The following is a 22232-nucleotide window of genomic DNA, read 5'->3' as shown; positions in this document are numbered from 1 at the left end:
TTCCAATTTTGGAATCTCCTTTTTAATGTTTTTCCTTATCAATGATATTACTTTTAAATTCGTCTCGTAAGATACTCATATATAAGTCGGTTTCATAATTTCCATTTATATATGAACCTTCTCGATCGCTACCTTCAATTATAAAACCTGCATTTTTGTAAGATTGGATGGCTCTATAATTATATGATAGAACACGTAAATAAACTTTACGAAGTCTTAAGTTAATAAAGGCATATTTCAAAATCTGTTGTGTTACTAGAGTACCGATTCCTTTATTCCAAAAATCCGGGTTAAATATACCTATTGCAAACTTAGCTTTATTATTTGTGCTATCTAATGTTAAGCGAGCTTGTCCAATAAATAAATCATCATAGTCAATAGCCCATTCATATGGATTTTCGATAATCTTCGAAATTAGTATTTTAGCACCAGACTTTTGTTTTTCTGTTTCTACATTCATACCAGAGCCATACATTCTCAAAAGTTCTTCATTAAAGGGGACTGAGAGATAATCTTCAATGTCACTTGCTTGAGCATCTCTAAGACTTAGATGGTTATTAATTTTAAGCACTGCTTTCATAAATTTTCCTCCCGATCTATTAAGATAATCTGTTGAATTTAATTTATATAAGCATACTACAAATCGATTCTGTTCATACGTTAATTTTTAAAAGTTCTGATAAAATTAATACTTTTTAAACATATAATTATTCATCGATTAACATTACAAAACATTATTTAATTGTGCGAAATACAATAAAGGATTCAAAACTGTTTGAAATCAGCAATTAAATAACAGATACAGCAATTTTATGATTAAGTAAGTAATACTAAACAATATAATCAAGTATTATCTTATAGTATATATAACAAGCGATACACAAATAAAAATTTTTTTGAAAGTATCGTTTTCAACAGATTGTTCAGTCAGAGAAATTTTATTTTATAAGGAGTGTTTATAATGGATCGTTTATTTGAAGCAATTAAAAACACAGTACAAGCAGGAATTGCGGGAGACGGAACTAAATTAGGGACAAGCATTGTAGATATCGTATCAAGCGGTGTCGGATTATTAGGTCAATTGTTTGGGTCCTAATTATTAAAATAGAGTTCAGTGGTCAGGGTGATAACCTTGGCCATTTTTTGTATTCAAAATGTGTATACTATTACTATATGAATAAAAGCAATAAATATATTCAAAAGGCTAAGCAACTATTTTACCGAATTTAGATAACTTGATATGATTTACAATAAAGATGATAAAAACATTATAAAAAAGAGAGGATAATAATAATGAATTCTAAAAGTCTACTTATAGATTTTGATGATACAATCGTAGATTTTCATGATGCGGAATCACATGCATTTTTCAAAATGGCAGAAAGATATCAATTAATCGCTAATCATGATGATTTGAAAACATTTATGAAAGTGAATCAAGCACATTGGGAAGCTTTTCAAATTAATAAGTTAACGAAAGAAGAAGTTCTAAGTAAGCGATTTGAAGTATATTTTGATTTACATGAAATGACTGTAGATGGTAAAGAAGCAGATTATATATTTAGAGATGAATTAGCTAAAGCGCCAATAAAATTCTTTCCTCACACAATTGAAACTTTAAAGCATTTAAAACAAAATCATGATTTATATATTGTGACAAATGGTGTCCTGGAAACCCAAGAGCGCCGTATTGAAAAGGCACAGTTTGGTCAATTGTTTAAAGGTGTTTTTGTTTCAGAACAAACAGGTTACCAAAAACCGATGCCCGAATTTTTTGATTATGTATTTAAGGAAATTGGTGAAGACAAACGAGATAATGCCATAATTGTCGGAGATTCAATGACATCAGATATTTTAGGAGGCAAAAATGCTAGAATTGACACGTGTTGGTTTAATCCTAGAAATAATATGAATGAAACTGATATAAAACCAGATTATACAATTACGTCATTCAATGAATTATTAATTTATATGAAGTAAAAAGTGGGTGGGAATACAAAATCGAATTTGATTTTGTATTCCCACCCACGCAAGTTTTACTAAAAAAGAATACAAGAACCGAAGCTCTTGCATAAGAACTACTCGTTTTCATAATTGAAGAAGTAGTTTTTTTAAGCTTGGAACACGTGCATTTGATATTAGACAGTTACTGAAACTAAAATAACTGAGACATGTAGTTATGTGTCATATTTTTTATCGTGGTGTCCAAACTAGAACATCATGCCCATCTTTGTTTACTGCATTTACATCTTTGAATCCGTGTTTAATAAAGAATGCTTTAGACTGATTACGAGCAATTACTTTAATTGGTAACCCTTGTTTTTTTGCAAAATCCAATAATTCATTACCGTAACCACGATTTTGAAAATCACTTAATACTTCTAATTTCCACAATACGTTGTAATCGTCGAAATCAGGGAAGTAAACTTCTTCTACATCGCCTTTACGATACAATGCCATTCTTGCTCCTAATCTATCTCCGATTTGAATACCGTAGAAAGGTGAATCTGAACTCGCGTCTATCATTTCTCCACGGAGCTCATCAACCATATATAAATCTTTGTTCCCGAAGTTTCTGAAATCTTCGAATAATTCGTCTGTTTTATAATTTATATCAAGACGTTTTACATTACTCATAGCGTCTCCCCCTTTATACTATTACATTTTATTATACCTTATTTCTAATGATATTTCACAAAAATGATGACTCGAAACATACAGTTAACATAGACTGTATACGATACTTATTTCAAATACATAAACACACTTTTTTTAAATTTTTCCAAAATCGTTTATTATAGTTTGTACATAGAATTAAAAAAGTAAAAAAATACAGGTTATTTTAAGCCGTTAAATTGTCAATATAGTACATAAACTTTATACTGATTAGGAATAGAGTAACATAAGGAGAATTACGAATGGATTGTATGACTACGAAACTCAATGAAAAAGATCAATTTATTTCAAAAATTAAACAAAGTGATTCAACACTAGCTCAGTTCTATCATTTAGATGCAATGGATACTAATAACTATAAACACAGACTTCTAAGTGAAAATAATGGAAGAGAAGTTGCATTAGCAAAAGTAATTGAAAATTATATGAGCGATTTATCTTTGACTGAAGAACAAGAGAGTAATATTAAATTATTAAGTGATGGTGCGAAAGTAATTGTTGGCGGACAACAAGCAGGTTTGTTTGGTGGACCTTTATACACATTCCATAAGATATTTTCTATTATTACGCTAAGTCAAAAACTATCTAAAGAATATAATAAGCATATCGTTCCTGTGTTTTGGATTGCAGGTGAAGACCATGATTTTGACGAAGTAAATCATACTTATGCGTATAACAATCAAGATGCTAAGTTACATAAAATCAAATATCATACAATGGAGCCTCCAGAAGCAAGCGTCTCACATTATAATCCTGATAAAACGCAGTTAAAGGAAACTTTAAATCAATTTTTCCAACAATTGAATGAAACTGAACATTCACGTCCTTTAATTGAACTGTGCCGTAATATTATTGATGCACATGATAGTTGGTCTGATATGTTTAAAGCATTGCTACATGAAGTGTTTAAGACATATGGTTTATTAATGATAGATGCCAATGATCCGGACCTACGTCAATTAGAGCAACCGTTTATTAGAAAAATGGTGGAAAATCATCTTGAAGTAGATGCAGCCTTTAGAAAAACACAAACACAAACAACATCACGTGGTTTAGAGCAAATGATTCAAACAGATACAAATGTACATTTGTTTTTACATGTAGACAATATGAGACAATTACTGACATTCAAAGAGGGTCAATTCTATTTGAATAAATCAGATAAAACGATGACAATGCAAGAGGTTTTAGATTTAGTAGATTCAGAACCAGAAAGATTTTCAAATAATGTGGTAACAAGACCAGTAATGGAAGAATGGTTATTTAATACTATTGCCTTTATTGGCGGACCAAGTGAAATAAAATATTGGACCGAATTAAGTGATGTGTTTAGAACATTGGATGTCTCAATGCCAATCGTCTTACCGCGCTTACGAATTACTTATGCCAATCACAGAATTGAAAAATTAATAGCACAATATCAACTAGATAAAAACCAAATTATCGAAAATGGAATTGAAGATGCTAAACAAAAATTTGTTAGAGCACAAGCATCTCAAACATTTATTAATCAAATTGAATCAATGAAAGAACAACAAGAAACGCTATATCAATCGTTAAAAGCAGAAGTAACAGGCAACAATGATAATACATTGTTATTAGAAAAAAATAATTCAATTCACCAAAAACAATATGATTATTTGATAAATAGATATTTGTTAAATATAGAAAGAGAAAATGAAATTAGCATGAAACATTTTAAAGTATTAAGTGGTACACTTCATCCAATGGGTGGGTTACAAGAACGAATATGGAACCCCTTACAAATTATGAATGATTTTGGGATGAATGTGTTCAGTCCCTCCACTTACCCACCACTTTCTCACACTTTTGACCATATTATAATAAAACCTTAGAACCAGTAAGAGTGCGCCCGATTCATCTTTGTGATGAATCGGGTGTTTTTTTATGTTGAATAAGAAATTATGGTGAAATTTGTATAATTAGTGGAGGATAGTGGTGAGATGTGGTAAATTATATATATGAGAAGGTGAGGTGATTATAAATGTTCATGGGAGAATACGAGCATCAATTGGATACAAAAGGACGCATGATAGTGCCTTCCAAATTTCGCTATGACTTAAATGAACGTTTTATAATCACTCGAGGCCTAGACAAGTGTTTATTCGGTTATACTTTGGAAGAATGGCAAGTTATCGAAGAGAAGATGAAGACATTACCAATGACTAAAAAGGACGCACGTAAATTTATGCGTATGTTCTTCTCGGGAGCTGTAGAAGTAGAATTGGATAAACAAGGGCGGATTAACATTCCGCAAAACTTGCGACAATACGCTAATTTAAGTAAAGAATGTACAGTAATAGGTGTCTCAAATCGTATTGAAATTTGGGATAGAGGAACTTGGAACAGTTTTTATGAAGAATCTGAAGATAGTTTCGAAGATATTGCTGAAGACCTGATTGATTTTGATTTTTAATAGGAGGAGTTAAATTTGTTTCATCATGTCAGCGTTATGCTTAAAGAAACCATTGATTATTTAAATATTAAAGAAGATGGTGTCTATGTCGACTGTACATTAGGTGGCGCAGGGCATGCCCTCTATTTATTAAATCAATTGGGTGACGAAGGTAGGCTTATAGCAATAGATCAAGATACAACAGCGATTGAAAATGCTAAAGAAGTTTTGAAAGAACACTTACATAAAGTGACTTTTGTCCATAGCAACTTTAGAGAATTAACTGAAATTTTAAATGATTTGAATATTGAAAAAGTACATGGCATTTGCTATGACTTAGGTGTGTCCAGTCCACAACTGGATGTACCTGAACGTGGATTCAGTTATCATAATGATGCCAAATTAGACATGCGAATGGATCAAACACAATCGTTATCAGCTTATGAAGTTGTAAATGATTGGCAATTTGAAAAACTAGTCAGAATTTTTCATAGATATGGCGAAGAAAAATTTTCAAAACAAATTGCGCGACGTATAGAACAGAACAGAGAACAAAAGCCAATCGAAACAACGTTAGAACTCGTTGATGTAATAAAAGAAGGTATACCTGCAAAAGCTAGACGAAAAGGTGGTCATCCTGCAAAAAGGATTTTCCAGGCAATTAGAATTGCAGTGAATGATGAATTATCTTCATTTGAGGATTCACTAGAACAAGCGATAGGTGCAGTAAAAATTGATGGTAGAATTTCAGTCATAACCTTCCATTCATTGGAAGATAGATTATGCAAACAAATGCTTCAAGAATATGAAAAGGGTCCAGATGTTCCAAGGGGATTGCCAGTCATACCTGAAGCGTACACGCCTAAATTGAAACGTGTTAACCGTAAACCCATTACCGCTGCTGAAGAAGATCTAGATACAAATAACCGTGCGCGTAGCGCGAAGTTACGTGTTGCAGAAATATTGAAATAAGGAGTGAATGATGAGTGGCAGTAGAGAAGATTTATCAACCTTATAATGGATCAGAACAACAGATTCCCGAGTCACAGCCGAGGAAACAACCTAAAACGCAACCTAAAACCAAAACCGTAAAACGCAAAGTAGTAGTTCAACTTACAAAGTTTGAGAAAATGTTATACATAGGACTTATAACAGTAATTGCTTTAATAAGCATTTATATGCTATCTTTGAAAATGGATGCGTATGATACTCGAGGGAAAATTGCAGATTTAGATACTAAAATCGAACAACAATCAAGTGAAAACAGCGCAATAGAATCTGAAATTAAAAAGAACTCTTCATATGAACGCATTTACGATAAGGCAAAAGACGAAGGAATGAGCCTTAAGAACGACAATGTAAAGGTAGTGCGTAATAATGGCGAAGCGAAAAATTAGATTTAAAAAACCGAACTTTCAAATTAAACAAAGTAAAATAGGGGCAGTCCTACTCGTTCTCGGATTTGGGCTGCTCTTTTTTACGTTGGTTTTAAGATATTCATATATTATGTTGACAGGACACTCTTCAGGTGAAGATTTAATAATGAAAGCAAATGAAAAATATTTAGTCCAAAGCCAAGAGCAACCTGAACGTGGGAAAATATATGATCGTAATGGAAAAGTACTAGCAGAAGACGTAGAAAGATATAAAGTCGTTGCTATTGTTGATAAAAAAGCGAGTGAAGGCAGCAAGAAACCGAAACATGTTACAGATAAAAAAGAAACCGCGAAGAAATTAGCGACAGTGATAGATATGTCAGAAGAAGATATTGAAAAAAGATTGGATAATAAAAAAGCATTTCAAGTTGAATTTGGACAAAAAGGTGCTGATTTAACTTATCAAGAAAAAGAAAAAATAGAGAAAATGAATTTACCTGGCGTCACGCTTTATCCAGAAACTGAACGTTTCTATCCTAATGGTAACTTTGCGTCACATCTTATTGGAATAGCACAAAAAAATCCTGATACCGGGGAATTAAATGGCGCTATGGGTGTTGAAAAGATATTCGATAGTTATTTATCGGGACAAAAAGGTGCATTATCTTATATTCATGATATTTGGGGCTACATTGCGCCGAATACAAAAAAAGAGAAAACACCACAACGCGGTGATGATGTTCACTTAACTATAGATTCCAACATTCAAGTCTTTGTTGAAGAAGCCTTAGATGGAATGGTTGAGCATTATAAACCAAAAGATTTATTTGCTGTAGTCATGGATGCAGATACAGGTGAAATTCTTGCGTACAGTCAACGACCTACGTTTAATCCAGAAACTGGTAAAGATTTTGGTAAAAAATGGGCGAATGATTTGTATCAAAACACGTATGAACCAGGTTCCACATTTAAAAACTTTGGTTTAGCAGCAGCAATCGAAGAAGGAAAATTTGATCCAGATAAAAAATATACGGCAGAACCTAGAGAAGTAATGGGCTCTAAAATTTCCGACTGGAACAAAGTAGGTTGGGGAGAGATACCAATGTCACTTGGGTTCACGTATTCTTCAAATACCTTAATGATGCATTTACAAGATTTAGTTGGTGCAGATAAGATGAAAGATTGGTATGAAAAATTTGGATTCGGTGAATCAACGAACGGCATGTTTGATGGTGAAGCTACTGGTGACATCGCGTGGGATAATGAAGCGCAACAAAAAACATCTGCATTTGGTCAGTCAACGACTGTAACACCAGTACAAATGTTACAAGCACAATCAGCATTCTATAATGAGGGCAATATGTTGAAACCATGGTTCATAGAAAGTGTATCTAATCCTGTAAGTAATGATACTTTCTACAAAGGTGAAAAAGAAATCGCTGGTAAACCAATCAAAAAAGATACTGCTAAAAAAGTACGTACTGAAATGGATAAAGTTGTTAACAGCGAAGACAGTCATGCTAAAAACTACAGAATTGATGGTTATGAAATCGAAGGTAAAACCGGAACAGCACAAGTAGCGGATCCAGATAATGGTGGATATGCAGAGGGTGAAAATCCATATTTCGTAAGCTTTATCGGTGATGCTCCAAAAGATGACCCAGAAGTTGTCGTTTATGCTGGTATGAGCTTAGCTCAAAATAATGATCAAGAAGCATATGATTTAGGTGTAAGTAAAGCCTTTAAACCAATTATGGAGAATACATTGAAATATTTGAATGTCGGAGATAAAAATTCGAAAGACAAATCAGATGTAAAATACAGCAAAGTACCTGATGTTGAAGGTCAAGAAACGCAAAAAGCACAAGATAAAGTGAATAGTAAATCTCTAGAACCTATTGTTATAGGTGACGGTGAGAAAATCACAAAACAATCTGTTACTGCAGACAAAGAAGCATTGCCTAATAGTAGAGTGCTATTATTGACTGATGGCGATGTTACTATGCCAGATATGTCCGGTTGGACTAAAGAAGAAGTCATTGCATTTGAAAAGCTTACGAATACAAAAGTAACTACCAAAGGCAGCGGATTTGTTTCTGAACAATCCATAACAGCAGGTCAAAAGATAAGTAAAAAAGATAAGATTGAAGTAACATTGTCTTCAGAAGAAATTAATGGAGAAACATCAGATGATGAATCAAAATCTAAAGACAATGAAGAAAATAAAGAAGATAAAGAATAAAATTATTTACTACAATTTCTGGTTTCAATTTTAAAGCATGTTAGAATGTTTGTTTCATGATTATGAGGTATTCACAAATAGTAGCTTGTCAGTATTTAGTAATAATGACGTTAACTAAATAACTGATGAAGCTACTTACCTCTATACATACTGTTGCCACTTAGCACTAAGAAATAATCCAATTAAATATATAAAGGAGCATAATATGGTTTATTTACTCGCAATCATTGCACTTTTAATCACTTTTATATTAGTCCCAGTATTGATACCAACATTAAAACGAATGAAATTTGGGCAGAGTATCAGGGAGGAAGGCCCACAAAGTCATATGAAAAAAACAGGTACACCTACAATGGGTGGACTTACTTTCCTGATTAGTATCATTATAACTTCGATACTTGCTATTATTTTTATGGAAAACCCTAATCCAATTATTTTACTATTATTTGTAACAATAGGGTTTGGCTTGATCGGTTTTATAGATGATTACATCATTGTCGTGAAAAAGAACAATGAAGGGTTAACAAGTAAACAAAAATTCTTAGCACAGATTGCGATAGCAGTCATCTTCTTCATTTTGAGCCAAGCGTTTAATTTAACTGATTTTTCAACAGGAATACATATTCCATTTACGAATACTGAAATACCACTATCTATTGCATATGTAATATTTATTGTGTTTTGGCAAGTAGGTTTCTCTAACGCGGTGAATTTAACAGATGGTTTGGATGGATTAGCAACAGGTTTATCTATAATTGGATTTGTTATGTATGCAATTATGGCTTATTTCCAAGGCGCTACGTCTATCGGTTTATTCTGTATTATTATGATTTTTGCATTAGTAGGGTTCTTACCATTTAATTTAAACCCAGCAAAAGTGTTTATGGGAGATACAGGTAGCTTGGCGTTAGGTGGTATTTTTGCCACAATTTCAATTATGTTAAACCAAGAATTATCACTAATATTTATTGGTTTCGTGTTTGTTGCAGAAACTTTATCAGTAATTATTCAGGTTACATCTTTTAAATTAACAGGGAAACGCATTTTCAAAATGTCACCGTTACATCACCATTTCGAATTAGTTGGTTGGAATGAGAAGAAAGTTGTTACGGTATTTTGGACAGTAGGCTTGATTTCAGGACTTATCGGCCTATGGATTGGAGTGAATTAAATTGCTGAAATATACAGGATTAGAAAATAAAAATGTATTAGTAATTGGTTTAGCGAAAAGTGGTTATGAAGCAGCGAAGTTGTTAAACAAGTTGGGCGCCAATGTCATAGTTAATGATGGCAAAGATTTAAGCCAAGACTCTCATGCTAAAGATTTGGAAAATAGGGGGATTAAAGTTATCGGTGGAGAACATCCATTGTCATTACTTGATAGTAACCCTATTATAGTTAAAAACCCGGGGATACCCTATACTGTACCTTTGCTTGAAGCAGCGGTAGAGAAAGGGTTGAAAATCTTAACAGAAGTTGAATTGAGTTATTTGATATCAGAAGCACCTATCATAGGTGTCACTGGTACAAACGGCAAAACTACTGTAACGTCATTAATCGGTGATATGTTTCAAAAAAGTAGAGTAACAGGTAAAGTATCAGGGAATATTGGATATGTTGCTTCTAAAGTAGCTCAGGAGGTCACAGCAAGTGATTATTTAGTTACGGAATTATCTTCATTCCAACTACTTGGTATAGATCGATACAAGCCACATATTGCTATTATTACAAATATATATTCGGCACATCTCGATTATCATGAATCATTAGAGAACTACCAAAATGCTAAAAAAGAAATTTATAAAAATCAAACAGACGACGATTATTTAATATGTAATTATCACCAACGTCATTTAATTGAGTCGGAATCATTAAGTGCCAAAACATATTATTTTTCTACGCAACAAGAAGTTGATGGTATTTATGTGAAAGATGGCTTTATCGTGTTCAAAGGATTTAGAATTATTCATAAAGACGATTTAGTATTGCCTGGTGAACATAATTTAGAAAATATACTTGCAGCGACTTTAGCTGCACTTTTAGCTGGCATATCAGTAAGAGCAATCATTGATAGTCTTACAACATTCTCTGGTATTGAACATAGATTACAATATGTGGGTTCAAACAAAACGAATAAATATTACAATGATTCAAAAGCAACCAACACACTCGCGACACAATTTGCATTAAATTCATTTGATCAATCAATTATTTGGTTATGTGGTGGTTTAGATCGTGGTAACGATTTTGACGAACTTATTCCGTATATGAAAAACGTCAAGGTGATGGTCGCATTTGGAGAAACGCAAAGTAAATTTGTGAAGCTAGGTGAAAGCCAGGGAAAATACGTAATAACGGCGACTGACGTTCAAGATGCAGTTGATAAAATACAAGACGCTATAGAACCAAATGACGTTGTACTTTTATCTCCAGCCTGTGCAAGTTGGGATCAATACAATACTTTTGAAGAGCGTGGAAATAAATTTATTAAAAGTTTCCAAGCGCACTTACCTTCTTTTTAAAGGGTGTGAAAATGAATGACTAATAAAGTAAGTGAATTTGACTCTGAATACTTAAAAGAAAAACGAGCAAGACGTCGAAAACGACAAAAGCAAATTCAATATTCAGTATTTGGTGTATTGTTATTTATTATCATTTTGATTCTTATATATATGTTCACGCCTTTAAGTAAGATAAGTAGTGTGGAAATAAAAGGCAATGATAATGTGTCTAAAGGTGCAATCAATAAAGCAATTGATGTTAAAGACAACTCCAGAATGTACACATATAGCACTTCAAAAGCGATGGATAAATTAAAAGACAATAAGTTGATAAAAAGCGCGAAAATCACGAAACAAATGCCTAACACATTAACGGTTGAAGTCACTGAAAATCAAATTATTGGAATGACGAAAAAGAAAGATGATTATGTGCCTATTTTAGAAAATGGTACAGAATTAGAAAACTATGATGGCAATGCAACGGATGATGGACCTATTTTAGAAGGATTTGAAAAAGAGGAAAAAGAAAAAATCGTTAATGAACTTGCAAAAATGCCGGCAAACGTGAGAGGTATGATTGCAGAAATTAAGTATGACCCTCAAGAAAATTTACAAAATCAAATTAAATTATTCACATCTGATGATATTCAAATTCTTGGTAATCTAAATACGATTGCTAACAAAATGAAATATTATCCACAAATGTCACAATCGTTAGAACGCGATGAATCAGGCGAATTGAAAAAGTCGGGATACATTGATTTATCAGTAGGTGCATCATTTATTCCTTATAGTGGTGGCAATGAAACAAGATCAGCAAGTGATAAAAATGTAGACGAACAAACAACAGAAACAGATGTTGCAAAAGACGAGTTACAAAGTGCATTAAACAAAATAAATAAAGAATCAGACAAAAATAATTAAAAAATTTCGACAAATACACGTGTTTATAGTTCACAAGCATCAAAACGTATTGTAAACTGTTAATAGTGTGAACTTGAATAAGTTATTGTCAGGAGGTGCCTATCTATGGAAGAGCATTATTATGTAAGTATAGATATTGGTTCATCAAGTGTTAAAACGATAGTGGGCGAAAAATTTCACAATGGAATAAATGTGATAGGTACAGGACAGACCTACACAAGTGGGATTAAAAATGGTCTTATTGATGATTTTGATATCGCTAAGCAAGCGATAAAAGATACAATCAAAAAAGCCTCTATTGCTTCAGGTGTAGATATTAAAGAAGTTTTTTTAAAACTTCCGATAGTTGGAACTGAAGTATTTGATGAAGCAAATGAAATAGAATTTTATGAAGATACAGAATTGAATGGTACACATATTGAAAGTGTGCTTGAAGGTATTCGTGAAAAAAATGATGTGCCAGAAACTGAAATTATAAATGCATTCCCAATTAAATTTATTGTTGATGGGGAAAATGAAGTTTCAGATCCAAAAGAATTAATTGCGAGACATGGTTTGAAAGTAGAAGCTGGCGTTATTGCAATTCAAAAATCAATCTTAATCAATATGATTAAATGTGTAGAATCTTGTGGCGTAGATGTATTAGATGTATATTCAGATGCGTATAACTATGGTTCAGTGCTTTCAGCTACTGAAAAAGAGTTAGGCACATGTATCATCGATATTGGTGAAGATATTACACAACTTGCGTTTTATGAACGCGGTGAGCTTGTTGATGCTGCGGCAATAGAAATGGCTGGAAGAGATATCACAGAAGATATCTCGCAAGGTTTAAACACTTCTTATGAGACAGCAGAAAAAGTTAAACATCAATATGGTCACGCTTTCTTTGAATCTGCTTCTGATCATGATGTGTTTAGTGTGGATCAAGTGGATAGTGAAGAAGAAGCTCAGTTTACTCAAAAAGATTTAGCAGATATTATTGAAGCACGTGTTGAAGATATCTTCTTTAATGTTTTTGATATATTACAAGAGCTAGGACTTACTAAAGTTAACGGCGGTTTCGTGGTTACTGGTGGTTCAGCAAACCTATTAGGTGTTAAAGAATTACTACAAGATATGGTAAGTGAAAAAGTAAGAATTCATACACCATCACAAATGGGTATTAGAAAACCTGAATTCTCTTCAGCAATTTCAACAATTTCTAGTAGCATTACTTTCGACGAATTGCTAGATTATGTTACAATTAGTAATCATGACAGTGAAGAATTCGAAGAAGAAGTCATCGAATCTGATGAAAGAGAACATAGCACAAAATCAAGCGGATTTGACTGGTTCAAGAAAAAATCAAACAAACAAGAAGAGCCACAAACGTCAGCTTCTGAATTGGAAGAACCAGAAGCGCCTGAGGAATACGACGAAAAAGTAGACGTCAACCAAGATGAAGAACGTAAACCTCAGGACAAAGAAGAAGGTAAATTCAAAAAACTTATGAAATCTCTATTCGATTGATTGGCCATTAAAACTAGGAGGAAATATAAATGTTAGAATTTGAACAAGGATTTAATCATTTAGCGACGTTGAAAGTCATCGGTGTAGGGGGCGGCGGTAACAACGCTGTAAACCGTATGATTGACCATGGTATGAATAATGTTGAATTTATTTCAATCAATACGGATGGACAAGCTTTAAACCTGTCTAAAGCTGAAGCTAAAATCCAAATTGGTGAAAAATTAACACGTGGTCTAGGCGCTGGAGCGAACCCAGACATTGGTAAAAAAGCTGCAGAAGAGTCCCGTGAACAGATCGAAGATGCTATCCAAGGCGCAGATATGGTATTCGTAACTGCTGGTATGGGTGGCGGTACTGGTACTGGTGCTGCACCAGTCGTAGCAAAAATTGCTAAAGAAATGGGAGCGTTAACAGTTGGTGTCGTTACACGTCCATTTGGTTTTGAAGGTCGTAAGCGTCAAACACAAGCAGCAGCTGGTGTAGAATCAATGAAAGCAGCTGTAGATACATTAATTGTTATTCCTAATGACAGATTATTGGATATCGTTGATAAATCAACACCAATGATGGAAGCATTTAAAGAAGCAGATAACGTATTACGTCAAGGTGTTCAAGGTATATCTGATTTAATCGCAGTATCTGGTGAAGTAAACCTTGACTTTGCAGACGTGAAAACAATCATGTCTAACCAAGGTTCAGCATTAATGGGTATTGGTGTTTCTTCTGGCGAAAACCGCGCAGTAGAAGCGGCTAAAAAGGCGATTTCGTCACCATTATTAGAAACTTCAATCGTTGGTGCACAGGGTGTACTTATGAATATTACTGGTGGAGAGTCATTATCACTTTTCGAAGCACAAGAATCAGCTGACATTGTACAAGATGCAGCAGACGAAGATGTAAATATGATTTTCGGTACTGTAATTAATCCAGAATTACAAGATGAAATTGTAGTTACAGTGATCGCTACTGGATTTGAAGATAAACCTTCATCGCAAGCACGTAAAGCTTCAAATACTGGTTTCGGTACGAGTGCCACAAGCAGTAATAGTTCAAAAGAAGATTCATTTGCATCAAATACAGCAAATACTTCTCAACCATCAGAAAGTGCTAGTGAAGGCAGAAGTCATACTACAAATGAAGATGACATTCCAAGCTTTATTAGAAATAGAGAAGAAAGACGTTCAAGAAGAACTAGACGTTAATTTTCAAACTAGCTCGCCTTGTATACATAAGGCTTAAAGCTTAAAGTAGTCAATAATAAATACAATGATGTCATCAGATCCAAAGATCTGATGACTTTTTTGAATTTTATTGCTATGTATGAACATTACTTAATAATATATTTGTCTAAGATTATAGAATAAATTATTGTCACGGGTCTCCTATTTGAAGTCATAGCGAGGAATTACAGTTTTAATTAATGGAGGTCATAGTATGCATGATAAATTTATTAAAGATAGTCATATATTGAAATATGAGGATAGTCATTTAAATAATGTGAAATTGGGTATAACAACAAGAGAAGATGGTTTAAGTCCCTATCCCGAACAAGCTTTTAATATGGCTAGATATATTAATGATAACTCACAGCACGTTACACAACACCAAGAGGATCTTGCAGCTGTAATTCAATACCCGAGAGAACAGTGGGTATTTCCTATACAAACGCATGAAAATAAAGTTGTAGAGGTGACAGCCAAAGACAAAGGTACAAATATTGATATTCTAACAGATGCTTTACATGGTGTAGATGCATTATATACGTATGAATCTGATATTCTACTTACTATGTGCTATGCGGACTGTGTACCTATATATTTTTATAGTGAAAAACATCATTATATCGGTTTGGCACATGCTGGTTGGAGAGGTACTGTCGGTCAAATTGTGAACGAAGTCATCCGCGATATCGATTTTAATTTAAATGATTTGAATATCGTTATTGGACCTGCGACTTCTACAACTTATGAAATTAATGATGATATTAAATCAAAATTCGAATCATTACCGATAGACATGAACGAATACATTGAGACAAGAGCCAATGACAGACATGGGATTGATTTAAAACGAGCAAATGCTTTATTACTTGAAAATGCAGGTGTTCCTAAGGACAATATTTATATTACTAACTATGCGACATCTGAAGATTTATCCTTATTTTTCTCATATAGAGTAGAGAAAGGGAACACTGGCCGCATGTTAGCATTTATCGGTCAATAATGAAGAGGTGTAGAGATTTGAACGTACAATATAATTTAGAACAAATTGAAGAACAATTAAAAACTCACTGCGAAAAGAGTAATATTTCAATGTTACCAAACGTGATTGCAGTGACAAAGTATGTTACAATAGACCGAGCTAATGATGCTTATAATGCGGGAATTAGACATTTTGGTGAGAATCGTTTAGAAGGATTTCAACTTAAAAAAGAAGCTTTACCTGACGACATAGTGATGCACTTTATTGGTTCATTACAAACAAGAAAGGTAAAAGAAGTAATCAACGAAATTGATTACTTTCATGCATTAGATCGTCTTAAATTAGCAAAAGAAATAAATAAAAGAGCGGAACACAAAATAAAGTGTTTTGTTCAAGTAAATGTTTCAGGTGAAGAATCTAAACAAGGTGTTGCGTTGAAAGATGTGAATACTTTTATTGAAACATTGGAACAATATGAAAATTTAGAAGTAGTTGGTCTTATGACTATGGCTCCATTAACTGATGATGAGTCATATATAAAAAACTTGTTTCAATCATTAAAGAATAAAAGAGATGAGATTAAAGCGCTCAATTTAAATTATGCACCGTGTACTGAGTTATCAATGGGAATGAGTAATGATTTCCATCTAGCTGCTGAAGAAGGTGCGTCATTTGTGAGAATTGGGACTAAACTTGTAGGAAAAGAGGAGTGAGCCCCGTGGCTTTAAAAGATTTATTTAGTGGATTTTTCGTGGTTGAAGAAGAAGATGACGAATTAGAAGCACCAGAACAAGAACAAGATAGACAACAAAACAAGCAACAAGCGCAGTCTCAAACGAATTTCAATGAACATAAAAATAACGAAAATACAGAACGACAAAGATCCATACAATCCGTTCCCAAAAAGCAGTCATCAAGATTACAGCAATCCTCAGGTGAAAGGAAGTATCAAATGAATAACACTTCATCAAAAAATAATACAAGGAACGTTGTGAATATGAATAATCAAGAACAAGATCAATTCGGTTTTACAGAAGAAAGTTCTAAAATGTGTTTATTTGAACCACGTGTTTTTTCAGATACTCAAGATATCGCAGATGAACTCAAAAATCGTCGCGCAACTTTAGTTAATTTACAACGTATTGATAAAGTTTCTGCTAAACGTATTATCGACTTTTTAAGTGGTACAGTTTATGCAATTGGTGGAGACATTCAACGCGTAGGATCAGATATATTCTTATGTACGCCAGATAATATTGAAGTGGCTGGTAGTATTACGGATCACATAGAAAATATGGAATACCAAGGTGAATAGAGGTAAAAATAAATGGATATAGGCTTATTAGGAAATATATTTAGTTTTATTTTATTCTTGGTTCAAATTTATTATTACGGAATGATTGTTTATTTCTTTATGTCATGGATACCTAATGCACGAGAAAATAAATTCGGTCAATTTTTAGCTAAAATCTATGAACCATTTTTAGAACAATTCCGTAAAATTATTCCTCCAATTGGTATGATAGATATATCATCGATTGTAGCAATAATTGTACTTGTTTTATTCCGACAAGGTTTGGCAAGTATTTTTAATCTAATTTTGAGTAATTTAGCTTAAATCAATTTACGTCAAATAGAATTTAAGTTTACTTATAACTAATGTATAAAATAAATGAGAAGCACCTAACGTTGTATGACGCGAGGTGCTTTCTCTTGTATTCGGAGTGATTAGCATCGATATTTATCAGCATTTTAGAAAAGAAGAGCATGAATTAATAGATCAACTTATGGATAAGTGTAATCGTGCAAATGAGCAGTATGCGCCTATATTAACACCTTTTCTAGATCCACGTGGACAATATATTATGAGTGTCATAGTCGGTAGCTATGATGATTTAGAAGTTACATTTTTTGGTGGGCCTTACGCCGAACGTAAAAGAGCTATTGTAGCACCTGATTATTTTGTACCAGAAGAAGAGCTGTTTGAAATTGTGTTGATTGAAATAGACTATCCTCAAAAGTTTGTAACACTACAACATCAACATATATTAGGCACAATTATGTCTTTAGGAATAGAAAGAGAGCAGTTAGGAGATATCATTGTAGATGACTCAATTCAATTTACTTTGACAAAACAATTGGAATCTTATATCATGTTAGAGCTAAATAGAATTAAAGGTGCTACAGTTAAACTTAATTCTATTCCTATAAAAGATATGATACAATCAAAAGAGCATTGGCAAACATATGAAACTACTGTGAGTGGTTTGCGCTTAGATGTTATATTAAAAGAAATGATACGCAAATCGCGTACAATTTCTAAACAATTAATTGATAAGAAGCGTGTCAAGGTGAATCATACAATGATTGACGCTACAGATTTTCAACTTGATAGTGGTGACTTGTTGTCAATCCAAGGTTACGGGAGAGCAATGATTACTGATATTGGCGGGAAAACAAAAAAAGATAAAGTAAGAATTTCTTATAAAACTTTATTCAAATAATGTTATACTTATATAATGTATAAACAAGCTAAATTAGATTTTTAAACAATGAAAATGTATACAAATGATTATTAAAAAATAGAAAATTTAGACATAAAGCACTATTTCAGATATTTAAAGAAGTGCTCAAATAGTGTATTATAGAAGGAGGATAACGCATGCCTTTTACACCAAATGAAATAAAAAACAAAGATTTTACACGCGTGAAAACTGGTTTTGAACCAACTGAGGTTGAAAACTATTTAGAACAACTTAGTAACGAAATTGAACGTTTAAAAGAAGACAAAAAAAAATTAGAGAAAGTCATTGAAGATAAAGATACAAACATCCAGTCATATAAAGATGTTCATCAATCTGTAAGTGACGCTTTAATTCATGCAAAACAAGCCGGAGAAGAAACAAAATTAGCTGCAACTAAAGATGCTGAAGCAACAGTTTCTAAAGCACAAAGTGAAGCTAATAGAATTGTTAATGATGCAGTTGAAAAAGCACGTCGTCTTTCATTCCAAACTGAAGATATGAAACGCCAATCAAAAATATTCAGATCACGTTTCCGTATGTTAGTTGAGGCTCAACTAGATTTACTAAAAAGTGAAGATTGGGATTATTTATTAAATTATGATCTTGATTCTGAACAAGTTACTCAAGAAAATATTAATCATTTACATGAAAATGATTTGACTGAAGAAGAAAAAGCGATGAAAGCGAAAGCAGAAGCAGATAGTACTGCAGAAGCAAACGCTCAAGCTTCGAATACTGAAACAGATAAAAAATAATAATTAATATAAATAACAGACGCGTAAGCATCCGTTTGCATATCAAAGCGAGTTAGGGACAGTGAGAGCCTTTCATATGTATGATGCTTATATCACTGTTGTTTTAAAAAAGTATATGAACAATGAGAGAACTCTAAGTTGAGTTAATCAGGGTGGTAACGCGGTATTAATCGTCCCTGTTAATTGAACTTAGAGTTCTTTTTATTGTACGAATGAATTGAATTTAGTATGAAAATCGGAACAAGGAGTGTATAAAATGGATTATAAAGAAACGTTATTAATGCCAAAAACAGATTTCCCAATGCGCGGAGGGTTACCTAACAAAGAACCTAAGATCCAAGAAGAATGGGAAGCACAAAACATTTATCAAAAAGTGTTAGATAAAAATGAAGGAAACCCATCATATATTTTACATGATGGCCCACCATACGCTAATGGTAATTTGCATATGGGACATGCACTGAATAAAATCTTAAAGGACATGATGATTAGATATAAATCAATGCGTGGTTTTTACGCACCATACGTCCCAGGATGGGATACGCATGGTTTACCGATTGAACAAGCATTAACTAAAAAAGGTGTTAAACGTAAAGAATTGTCTATTGCTGAATTCAGAAAAAAATGTGAAGCATTTGCTTTAGAACAAATTGAAAATCAGAAAAAAGATTTTAAACGTTTAGGCGTTAAGGGCGATTTTGATAATCCATATATCACGTTAAAACCAGAATATGAAGCAGCTCAAATTCGTTTGTTTGGCGAAATGGCAGACAAAGGGTTAATTTACAAAGGTAAAAAACCAGTATATTGGTCACCGTCAAGTGAATCTTCACTTGCAGAAGCAGAAATTGAATATCAAGATAAACGTTCGGCTTCTATCTATGTAGCCTTTGACGTTAAAGATGGTAAAGGCGTTGTAGATCCAGATGCAAAATTCATCATTTGGACAACAACGCCATGGACATTACCTTCTAACGTAGCGATTACAGTACATCCTGAATTAACTTATGGCCAATATAATGTGAACGGTGAAAAATACATTATCGGTAAAGACTTAGCGAGTGATGTTGTTGAAGCATTAGGCTGGGATGAAAATGCGCTTGAATTAGAAAAAGAATTTAAAGGTAGCGAATTAGAGTATGTTGAGACACAGCATCCATTTGTTGACCGAGTTTCATTGGTTATCAATGGCTTACATGTTACTACTGATGCTGGTACAGGCTGTGTACATACAGCGCCTGGTCACGGTGAAGATGACTATATAGTTGGTCAGAAGTATAAATTACCTGTAATTAGCCCAGTTGACGACAAGGGTGTCTTTACAGAAGAGGCTGGCCAATTTGAAGGTATGTTTTATGACAAAGCGAATAAAGCAATTACTGATGTATTAAAAGAAAAAGACGCTTTATTAAATTTAGAATTTATCACACATAGTTATCCTCATGATTGGCGTACGAAAAAGCCTGTTATCTTTAGAGCAACGCCACAATGGTTTGCATCTATTGATAAAGTGCGTCAAGATATCTTAGATGCAATCGAAGTAACTGATTTTAAAGTGGATTGGGGTAAAACACGTATCTACAATATGATTCGCGATCGTGGTGAATGGGTTATTTCACGTCAACGTGTTTGGGGTGTACCACTACCAGTATTTTACGCTGAAAACGGTGACATCATCATGACAAACGAAACTGTGAATCATGTTGCAGATTTATTTGAAGAATTTGGTTCTAATATTTGGTTTGAACGTGATGCAAAAGACTTATTGCCAGAAGGATTTACACACCCAAGTAGTCCAAACGGTGAATTTACTAAAGAAACAGATATTATGGACGTTTGGTTTGATTCTGGTTCTTCTCATAGAGGCGTATTAGAAGGGCGACCTGAACTATCTTATCCAGCTGATTTATACATTGAAGGTAGTGACCAATATCGCGGATGGTTTAACTCATCTATCACAACTTCTGTAGCGACAAGAGGTAAATCACCATATAAAATGCTCTTATCTCATGGCTTTGTTATGGATGGCTCAGGTAAAAAAATGAGTAAATCATTAGGTAATGTGATTGTGCCAGATCAAATTGTTAAACAAAAAGGTGCAGATATTGCACGTCTATGGGTAAGTAGTGTTGATTACTTAGCCGACGTTCGTATCTCAGATGAAATCTTAAAACAAACTTCTGATGTGTATCGTAAAATCAGAAATACATTAAGATTTATGTTAGGTAACGTGAGCGATTATAATCCAGCTACAGATGCATTAGCTGAAGCGGATTTATTAGAAGTAGATAAATATCTATTAAATAGATTACGTGAATTTACGGCAAACACTTTAGATCATTATGATAACTATGACTACTTAGATATCTATCAAGAAGTTCAAAACTTCATAAACGTAGAATTAAGTAATTTCTATTTAGATTATGGTAAAGATATTTTATATATTGAAGAACGTGATTCTCATAAACGTCGTAGTATGCAAACAGTGTTATACCAAATTGTAGTGGACATGACGAAATTACTAGCACCAATCTTAGTGCATACTGCTGAAGAAGTTTGGTCTCATATTCCTCACGTTGAAGAAGAAAGTATTCACTTAACTCGTATGCCAGAACGCGTTGAAGTTGACCGTGAATTTTTAGATAGATGGAATACATTTATGAATTTACGTGATGATGTTAACCGCGCATTAGAAGTAGCACGTGGTGAAAAAGTAATTGGTAAATCGTTAGAAGCAAAAGTTGTAATTGGTAGTAATGAGAACTTTGATGCAACATCATTTTTACAACAATTCTCAGATTTACAACAGTTATTCATCACTTCTCAAGCAGAAGTAGTGGGATCTGTTGAAAAGGGTGTAGCCTATCAATATGGTGATATCCGTATTGAACATGCGCATGGTGAAAAATGTCAACGTTGTTGGAATTATAGTGAAGAACTTGGTTCAGTTGGCGAACTTGATCACTTATGTCCACGTTGTCAAGAAGTCGTAAAGACACTTGTATAAAACGTAGCACCATCAATTGTAAATAAATATGAAATGATTAAATTAGGTTATATGTTTTGCATTACGCAAAGCATATAGCCTTTTTGAATATTTGTA

21 protein-coding genes are annotated in these 22232 nt (G+C 33.3%); 19 read left to right on the top strand and 2 right to left on the bottom strand.

Annotated elements, in window-relative coordinates; genetic code table 11:
- Positions 1-22: 22 nt before the first annotated feature.
- Positions 23-580: a GNAT family N-acetyltransferase gene (locus M4L39_RS07855; RefSeq protein WP_277581547.1), complete on the bottom strand. Its 558-nt coding sequence runs from the start codon at positions 578-580 to the stop codon at positions 23-25.
- 381 nt (positions 581-961) lie between these two features.
- On the opposite strand from M4L39_RS07855, the gene M4L39_RS07850 reads away from it, so the two are divergent.
- On the top strand, positions 962-1096 hold the full coding sequence (locus M4L39_RS07850; RefSeq protein ID WP_277581546.1) for a beta-class phenol-soluble modulin: 135 nt from the start codon (positions 962-964) through the stop codon (positions 1094-1096).
- Between the two features lie 197 nt (positions 1097-1293).
- Positions 1294-1980 (top strand): YjjG family noncanonical pyrimidine nucleotidase, encoded by a 687-nt coding sequence (locus tag M4L39_RS07845; RefSeq protein ID WP_277581545.1) that lies wholly within the window; start codon positions 1294-1296, stop codon positions 1978-1980.
- A gap of 213 nt (positions 1981-2193) precedes the next feature.
- On the opposite strand, the gene M4L39_RS07840 is transcribed toward M4L39_RS07845, so the two are convergent.
- Positions 2194-2637 carry an N-acetyltransferase gene (locus tag M4L39_RS07840; protein ID WP_277581544.1) on the bottom strand — a complete coding sequence of 148 codons (444 nt, stop codon included), beginning with the start codon at positions 2635-2637 and terminating at the stop codon, positions 2194-2196.
- Between the two features lie 281 nt (positions 2638-2918).
- Between M4L39_RS07840 and bshC the strand changes: the two genes are divergently transcribed.
- From bshC to ileS, 17 genes are all read left to right on the top strand, one after another.
- The gene (bshC, locus tag M4L39_RS07835) at positions 2919-4532 is read left to right on the top strand and encodes a bacillithiol biosynthesis cysteine-adding enzyme BshC (protein WP_277581543.1); all 1614 of its coding nucleotides are present in this window, start codon (positions 2919-2921) and stop codon (positions 4530-4532) included.
- 149 nt (positions 4533-4681) lie between these two features.
- Positions 4682-5113, top strand: coding sequence for a division/cell wall cluster transcriptional repressor MraZ (gene mraZ / locus M4L39_RS07830; RefSeq protein WP_277581542.1), 432 nt, complete (start codon positions 4682-4684; stop codon positions 5111-5113).
- A gap of 15 nt (positions 5114-5128) precedes the next feature.
- On the top strand, positions 5129-6064 hold the full coding sequence (gene rsmH / locus M4L39_RS07825) for a 16S rRNA (cytosine(1402)-N(4))-methyltransferase RsmH (protein WP_277581541.1): 936 nt from the start codon (positions 5129-5131) through the stop codon (positions 6062-6064).
- 14 nt (positions 6065-6078) lie between these two features.
- Positions 6079-6489, top strand: coding sequence for a cell division protein FtsL (ftsL, locus tag M4L39_RS07820; RefSeq protein WP_021338689.1), 411 nt, complete (start codon positions 6079-6081; stop codon positions 6487-6489).
- Positions 6470-8710, top strand: a complete 2241-nt coding sequence (locus M4L39_RS07815) for a penicillin-binding protein (protein WP_277581540.1) — start codon at positions 6470-6472, stop codon at positions 8708-8710. The genes ftsL and M4L39_RS07815 overlap by 20 nt, the downstream gene beginning before the upstream one ends.
- 205 nt (positions 8711-8915) lie before the next feature.
- A complete protein-coding gene (gene mraY, locus M4L39_RS07810; protein ID WP_277581539.1) occupies positions 8916-9881 on the top strand; it encodes a phospho-N-acetylmuramoyl-pentapeptide-transferase in 966 nt (321 codons plus the stop codon).
- A gap of 1 nt (position 9882) precedes the next feature.
- Positions 9883-11232 carry a UDP-N-acetylmuramoyl-L-alanine--D-glutamate ligase gene (gene murD, locus M4L39_RS07805; protein WP_277581538.1) on the top strand — a complete coding sequence of 450 codons (1350 nt, stop codon included), beginning with the start codon at positions 9883-9885 and terminating at the stop codon, positions 11230-11232.
- 15 nt (positions 11233-11247) lie between these two features.
- Positions 11248-12135, top strand: coding sequence for a cell division protein FtsQ/DivIB (locus M4L39_RS07800; RefSeq protein ID WP_277581537.1), 888 nt, complete (start codon positions 11248-11250; stop codon positions 12133-12135).
- A gap of 105 nt (positions 12136-12240) precedes the next feature.
- A complete protein-coding gene (ftsA, locus tag M4L39_RS07795) occupies positions 12241-13647 on the top strand; it encodes a cell division protein FtsA (RefSeq protein ID WP_277581536.1) in 1407 nt (468 codons plus the stop codon).
- 29 nt (positions 13648-13676) lie between these two features.
- Complete coding sequence (gene ftsZ, locus M4L39_RS07790) at positions 13677-14849, top strand: cell division protein FtsZ (RefSeq protein ID WP_002507933.1); 1173 nt, start codon at positions 13677-13679, stop codon at positions 14847-14849.
- A 232-nt stretch (positions 14850-15081) separates the two neighbouring features.
- The gene (gene pgeF / locus M4L39_RS07785; RefSeq protein ID WP_277581535.1) at positions 15082-15870 is read left to right on the top strand and encodes a peptidoglycan editing factor PgeF; all 789 of its coding nucleotides are present in this window, start codon (positions 15082-15084) and stop codon (positions 15868-15870) included.
- 17 nt (positions 15871-15887) lie between these two features.
- Positions 15888-16562 carry a YggS family pyridoxal phosphate-dependent enzyme gene (locus M4L39_RS07780; RefSeq protein WP_277581534.1) on the top strand — a complete coding sequence of 225 codons (675 nt, stop codon included), beginning with the start codon at positions 15888-15890 and terminating at the stop codon, positions 16560-16562.
- A gap of 5 nt (positions 16563-16567) precedes the next feature.
- Positions 16568-17164 (top strand): cell division protein SepF, encoded by a 597-nt coding sequence (locus M4L39_RS07775; protein WP_277581533.1) that lies wholly within the window; start codon positions 16568-16570, stop codon positions 17162-17164.
- 12 nt (positions 17165-17176) lie between these two features.
- Positions 17177-17467 carry a YggT family protein gene (locus tag M4L39_RS07770; RefSeq protein ID WP_057511959.1) on the top strand — a complete coding sequence of 97 codons (291 nt, stop codon included), beginning with the start codon at positions 17177-17179 and terminating at the stop codon, positions 17465-17467.
- Between the two features lie 106 nt (positions 17468-17573).
- Positions 17574-18353, top strand: coding sequence for an RNA-binding protein (locus M4L39_RS07765; protein ID WP_277581532.1), 780 nt, complete (start codon positions 17574-17576; stop codon positions 18351-18353).
- Positions 18354-18511: 158 nt separating this feature from the next.
- Positions 18512-19129, top strand: a complete 618-nt coding sequence (locus M4L39_RS07760; protein WP_277581531.1) for a DivIVA domain-containing protein — start codon at positions 18512-18514, stop codon at positions 19127-19129.
- Between the two features lie 256 nt (positions 19130-19385).
- Complete coding sequence (gene ileS, locus M4L39_RS07755; RefSeq protein WP_277581530.1) at positions 19386-22136, top strand: isoleucine--tRNA ligase; 2751 nt, start codon at positions 19386-19388, stop codon at positions 22134-22136.
- The last annotated feature ends 96 nt before the right edge of the window (positions 22137-22232 follow it).

It is taken from the genome of Staphylococcus equorum (genome assembly GCF_029531845.1).
In the GTDB taxonomy this organism is placed as follows: domain Bacteria; phylum Bacillota; class Bacilli; order Staphylococcales; family Staphylococcaceae; genus Staphylococcus; species Staphylococcus equorum_C.
The sequence above is the reverse complement of the archived record's forward strand: the minus strand, read 5'-3'. Positions and strand labels throughout refer to the sequence as shown.

What these genes read in the sequence shown, in the direction of transcription:
- M4L39_RS07840 (WP_277581544.1), bottom strand. Translation starts at nt 2,637, where the DNA reads ATGAGTAATGTAAAACGTCTTGATATAAATTATAAAACAGACGAATTA.
- M4L39_RS07760 (WP_277581531.1), top strand. Translation starts at nt 18,512, where the DNA reads ATGCCTTTTACACCAAATGAAATAAAAAACAAAGATTTTACACGCGTG.
- M4L39_RS07770 (WP_057511959.1), top strand. Translation starts at nt 17,177, where the DNA reads ATGGATATAGGCTTATTAGGAAATATATTTAGTTTTATTTTATTCTTG.
- M4L39_RS07845 (WP_277581545.1), top strand. Translation starts at nt 1,294, where the DNA reads ATGAATTCTAAAAGTCTACTTATAGATTTTGATGATACAATCGTAGAT.
- ileS (WP_277581530.1), top strand. Translation starts at nt 19,386, where the DNA reads ATGGATTATAAAGAAACGTTATTAATGCCAAAAACAGATTTCCCAATG.
- mraZ (WP_277581542.1), top strand. Translation starts at nt 4,682, where the DNA reads ATGTTCATGGGAGAATACGAGCATCAATTGGATACAAAAGGACGCATG.
- ftsA (WP_277581536.1), top strand. Translation starts at nt 12,241, where the DNA reads ATGGAAGAGCATTATTATGTAAGTATAGATATTGGTTCATCAAGTGTT.
- mraY (WP_277581539.1), top strand. Translation starts at nt 8,916, where the DNA reads ATGGTTTATTTACTCGCAATCATTGCACTTTTAATCACTTTTATATTA.
- M4L39_RS07850 (WP_277581546.1), top strand. Translation starts at nt 962, where the DNA reads ATGGATCGTTTATTTGAAGCAATTAAAAACACAGTACAAGCAGGAATT.
- pgeF (WP_277581535.1), top strand. Translation starts at nt 15,082, where the DNA reads ATGCATGATAAATTTATTAAAGATAGTCATATATTGAAATATGAGGAT.
- M4L39_RS07800 (WP_277581537.1), top strand. Translation starts at nt 11,248, where the DNA reads ATGACTAATAAAGTAAGTGAATTTGACTCTGAATACTTAAAAGAAAAA.
- M4L39_RS07815 (WP_277581540.1), top strand. Translation starts at nt 6,470, where the DNA reads ATGGCGAAGCGAAAAATTAGATTTAAAAAACCGAACTTTCAAATTAAA.
- ftsZ (WP_002507933.1), top strand. Translation starts at nt 13,677, where the DNA reads ATGTTAGAATTTGAACAAGGATTTAATCATTTAGCGACGTTGAAAGTC.
- bshC (WP_277581543.1), top strand. Translation starts at nt 2,919, where the DNA reads ATGGATTGTATGACTACGAAACTCAATGAAAAAGATCAATTTATTTCA.
- M4L39_RS07855 (WP_277581547.1), bottom strand. Translation starts at nt 580, where the DNA reads ATGAAAGCAGTGCTTAAAATTAATAACCATCTAAGTCTTAGAGATGCT.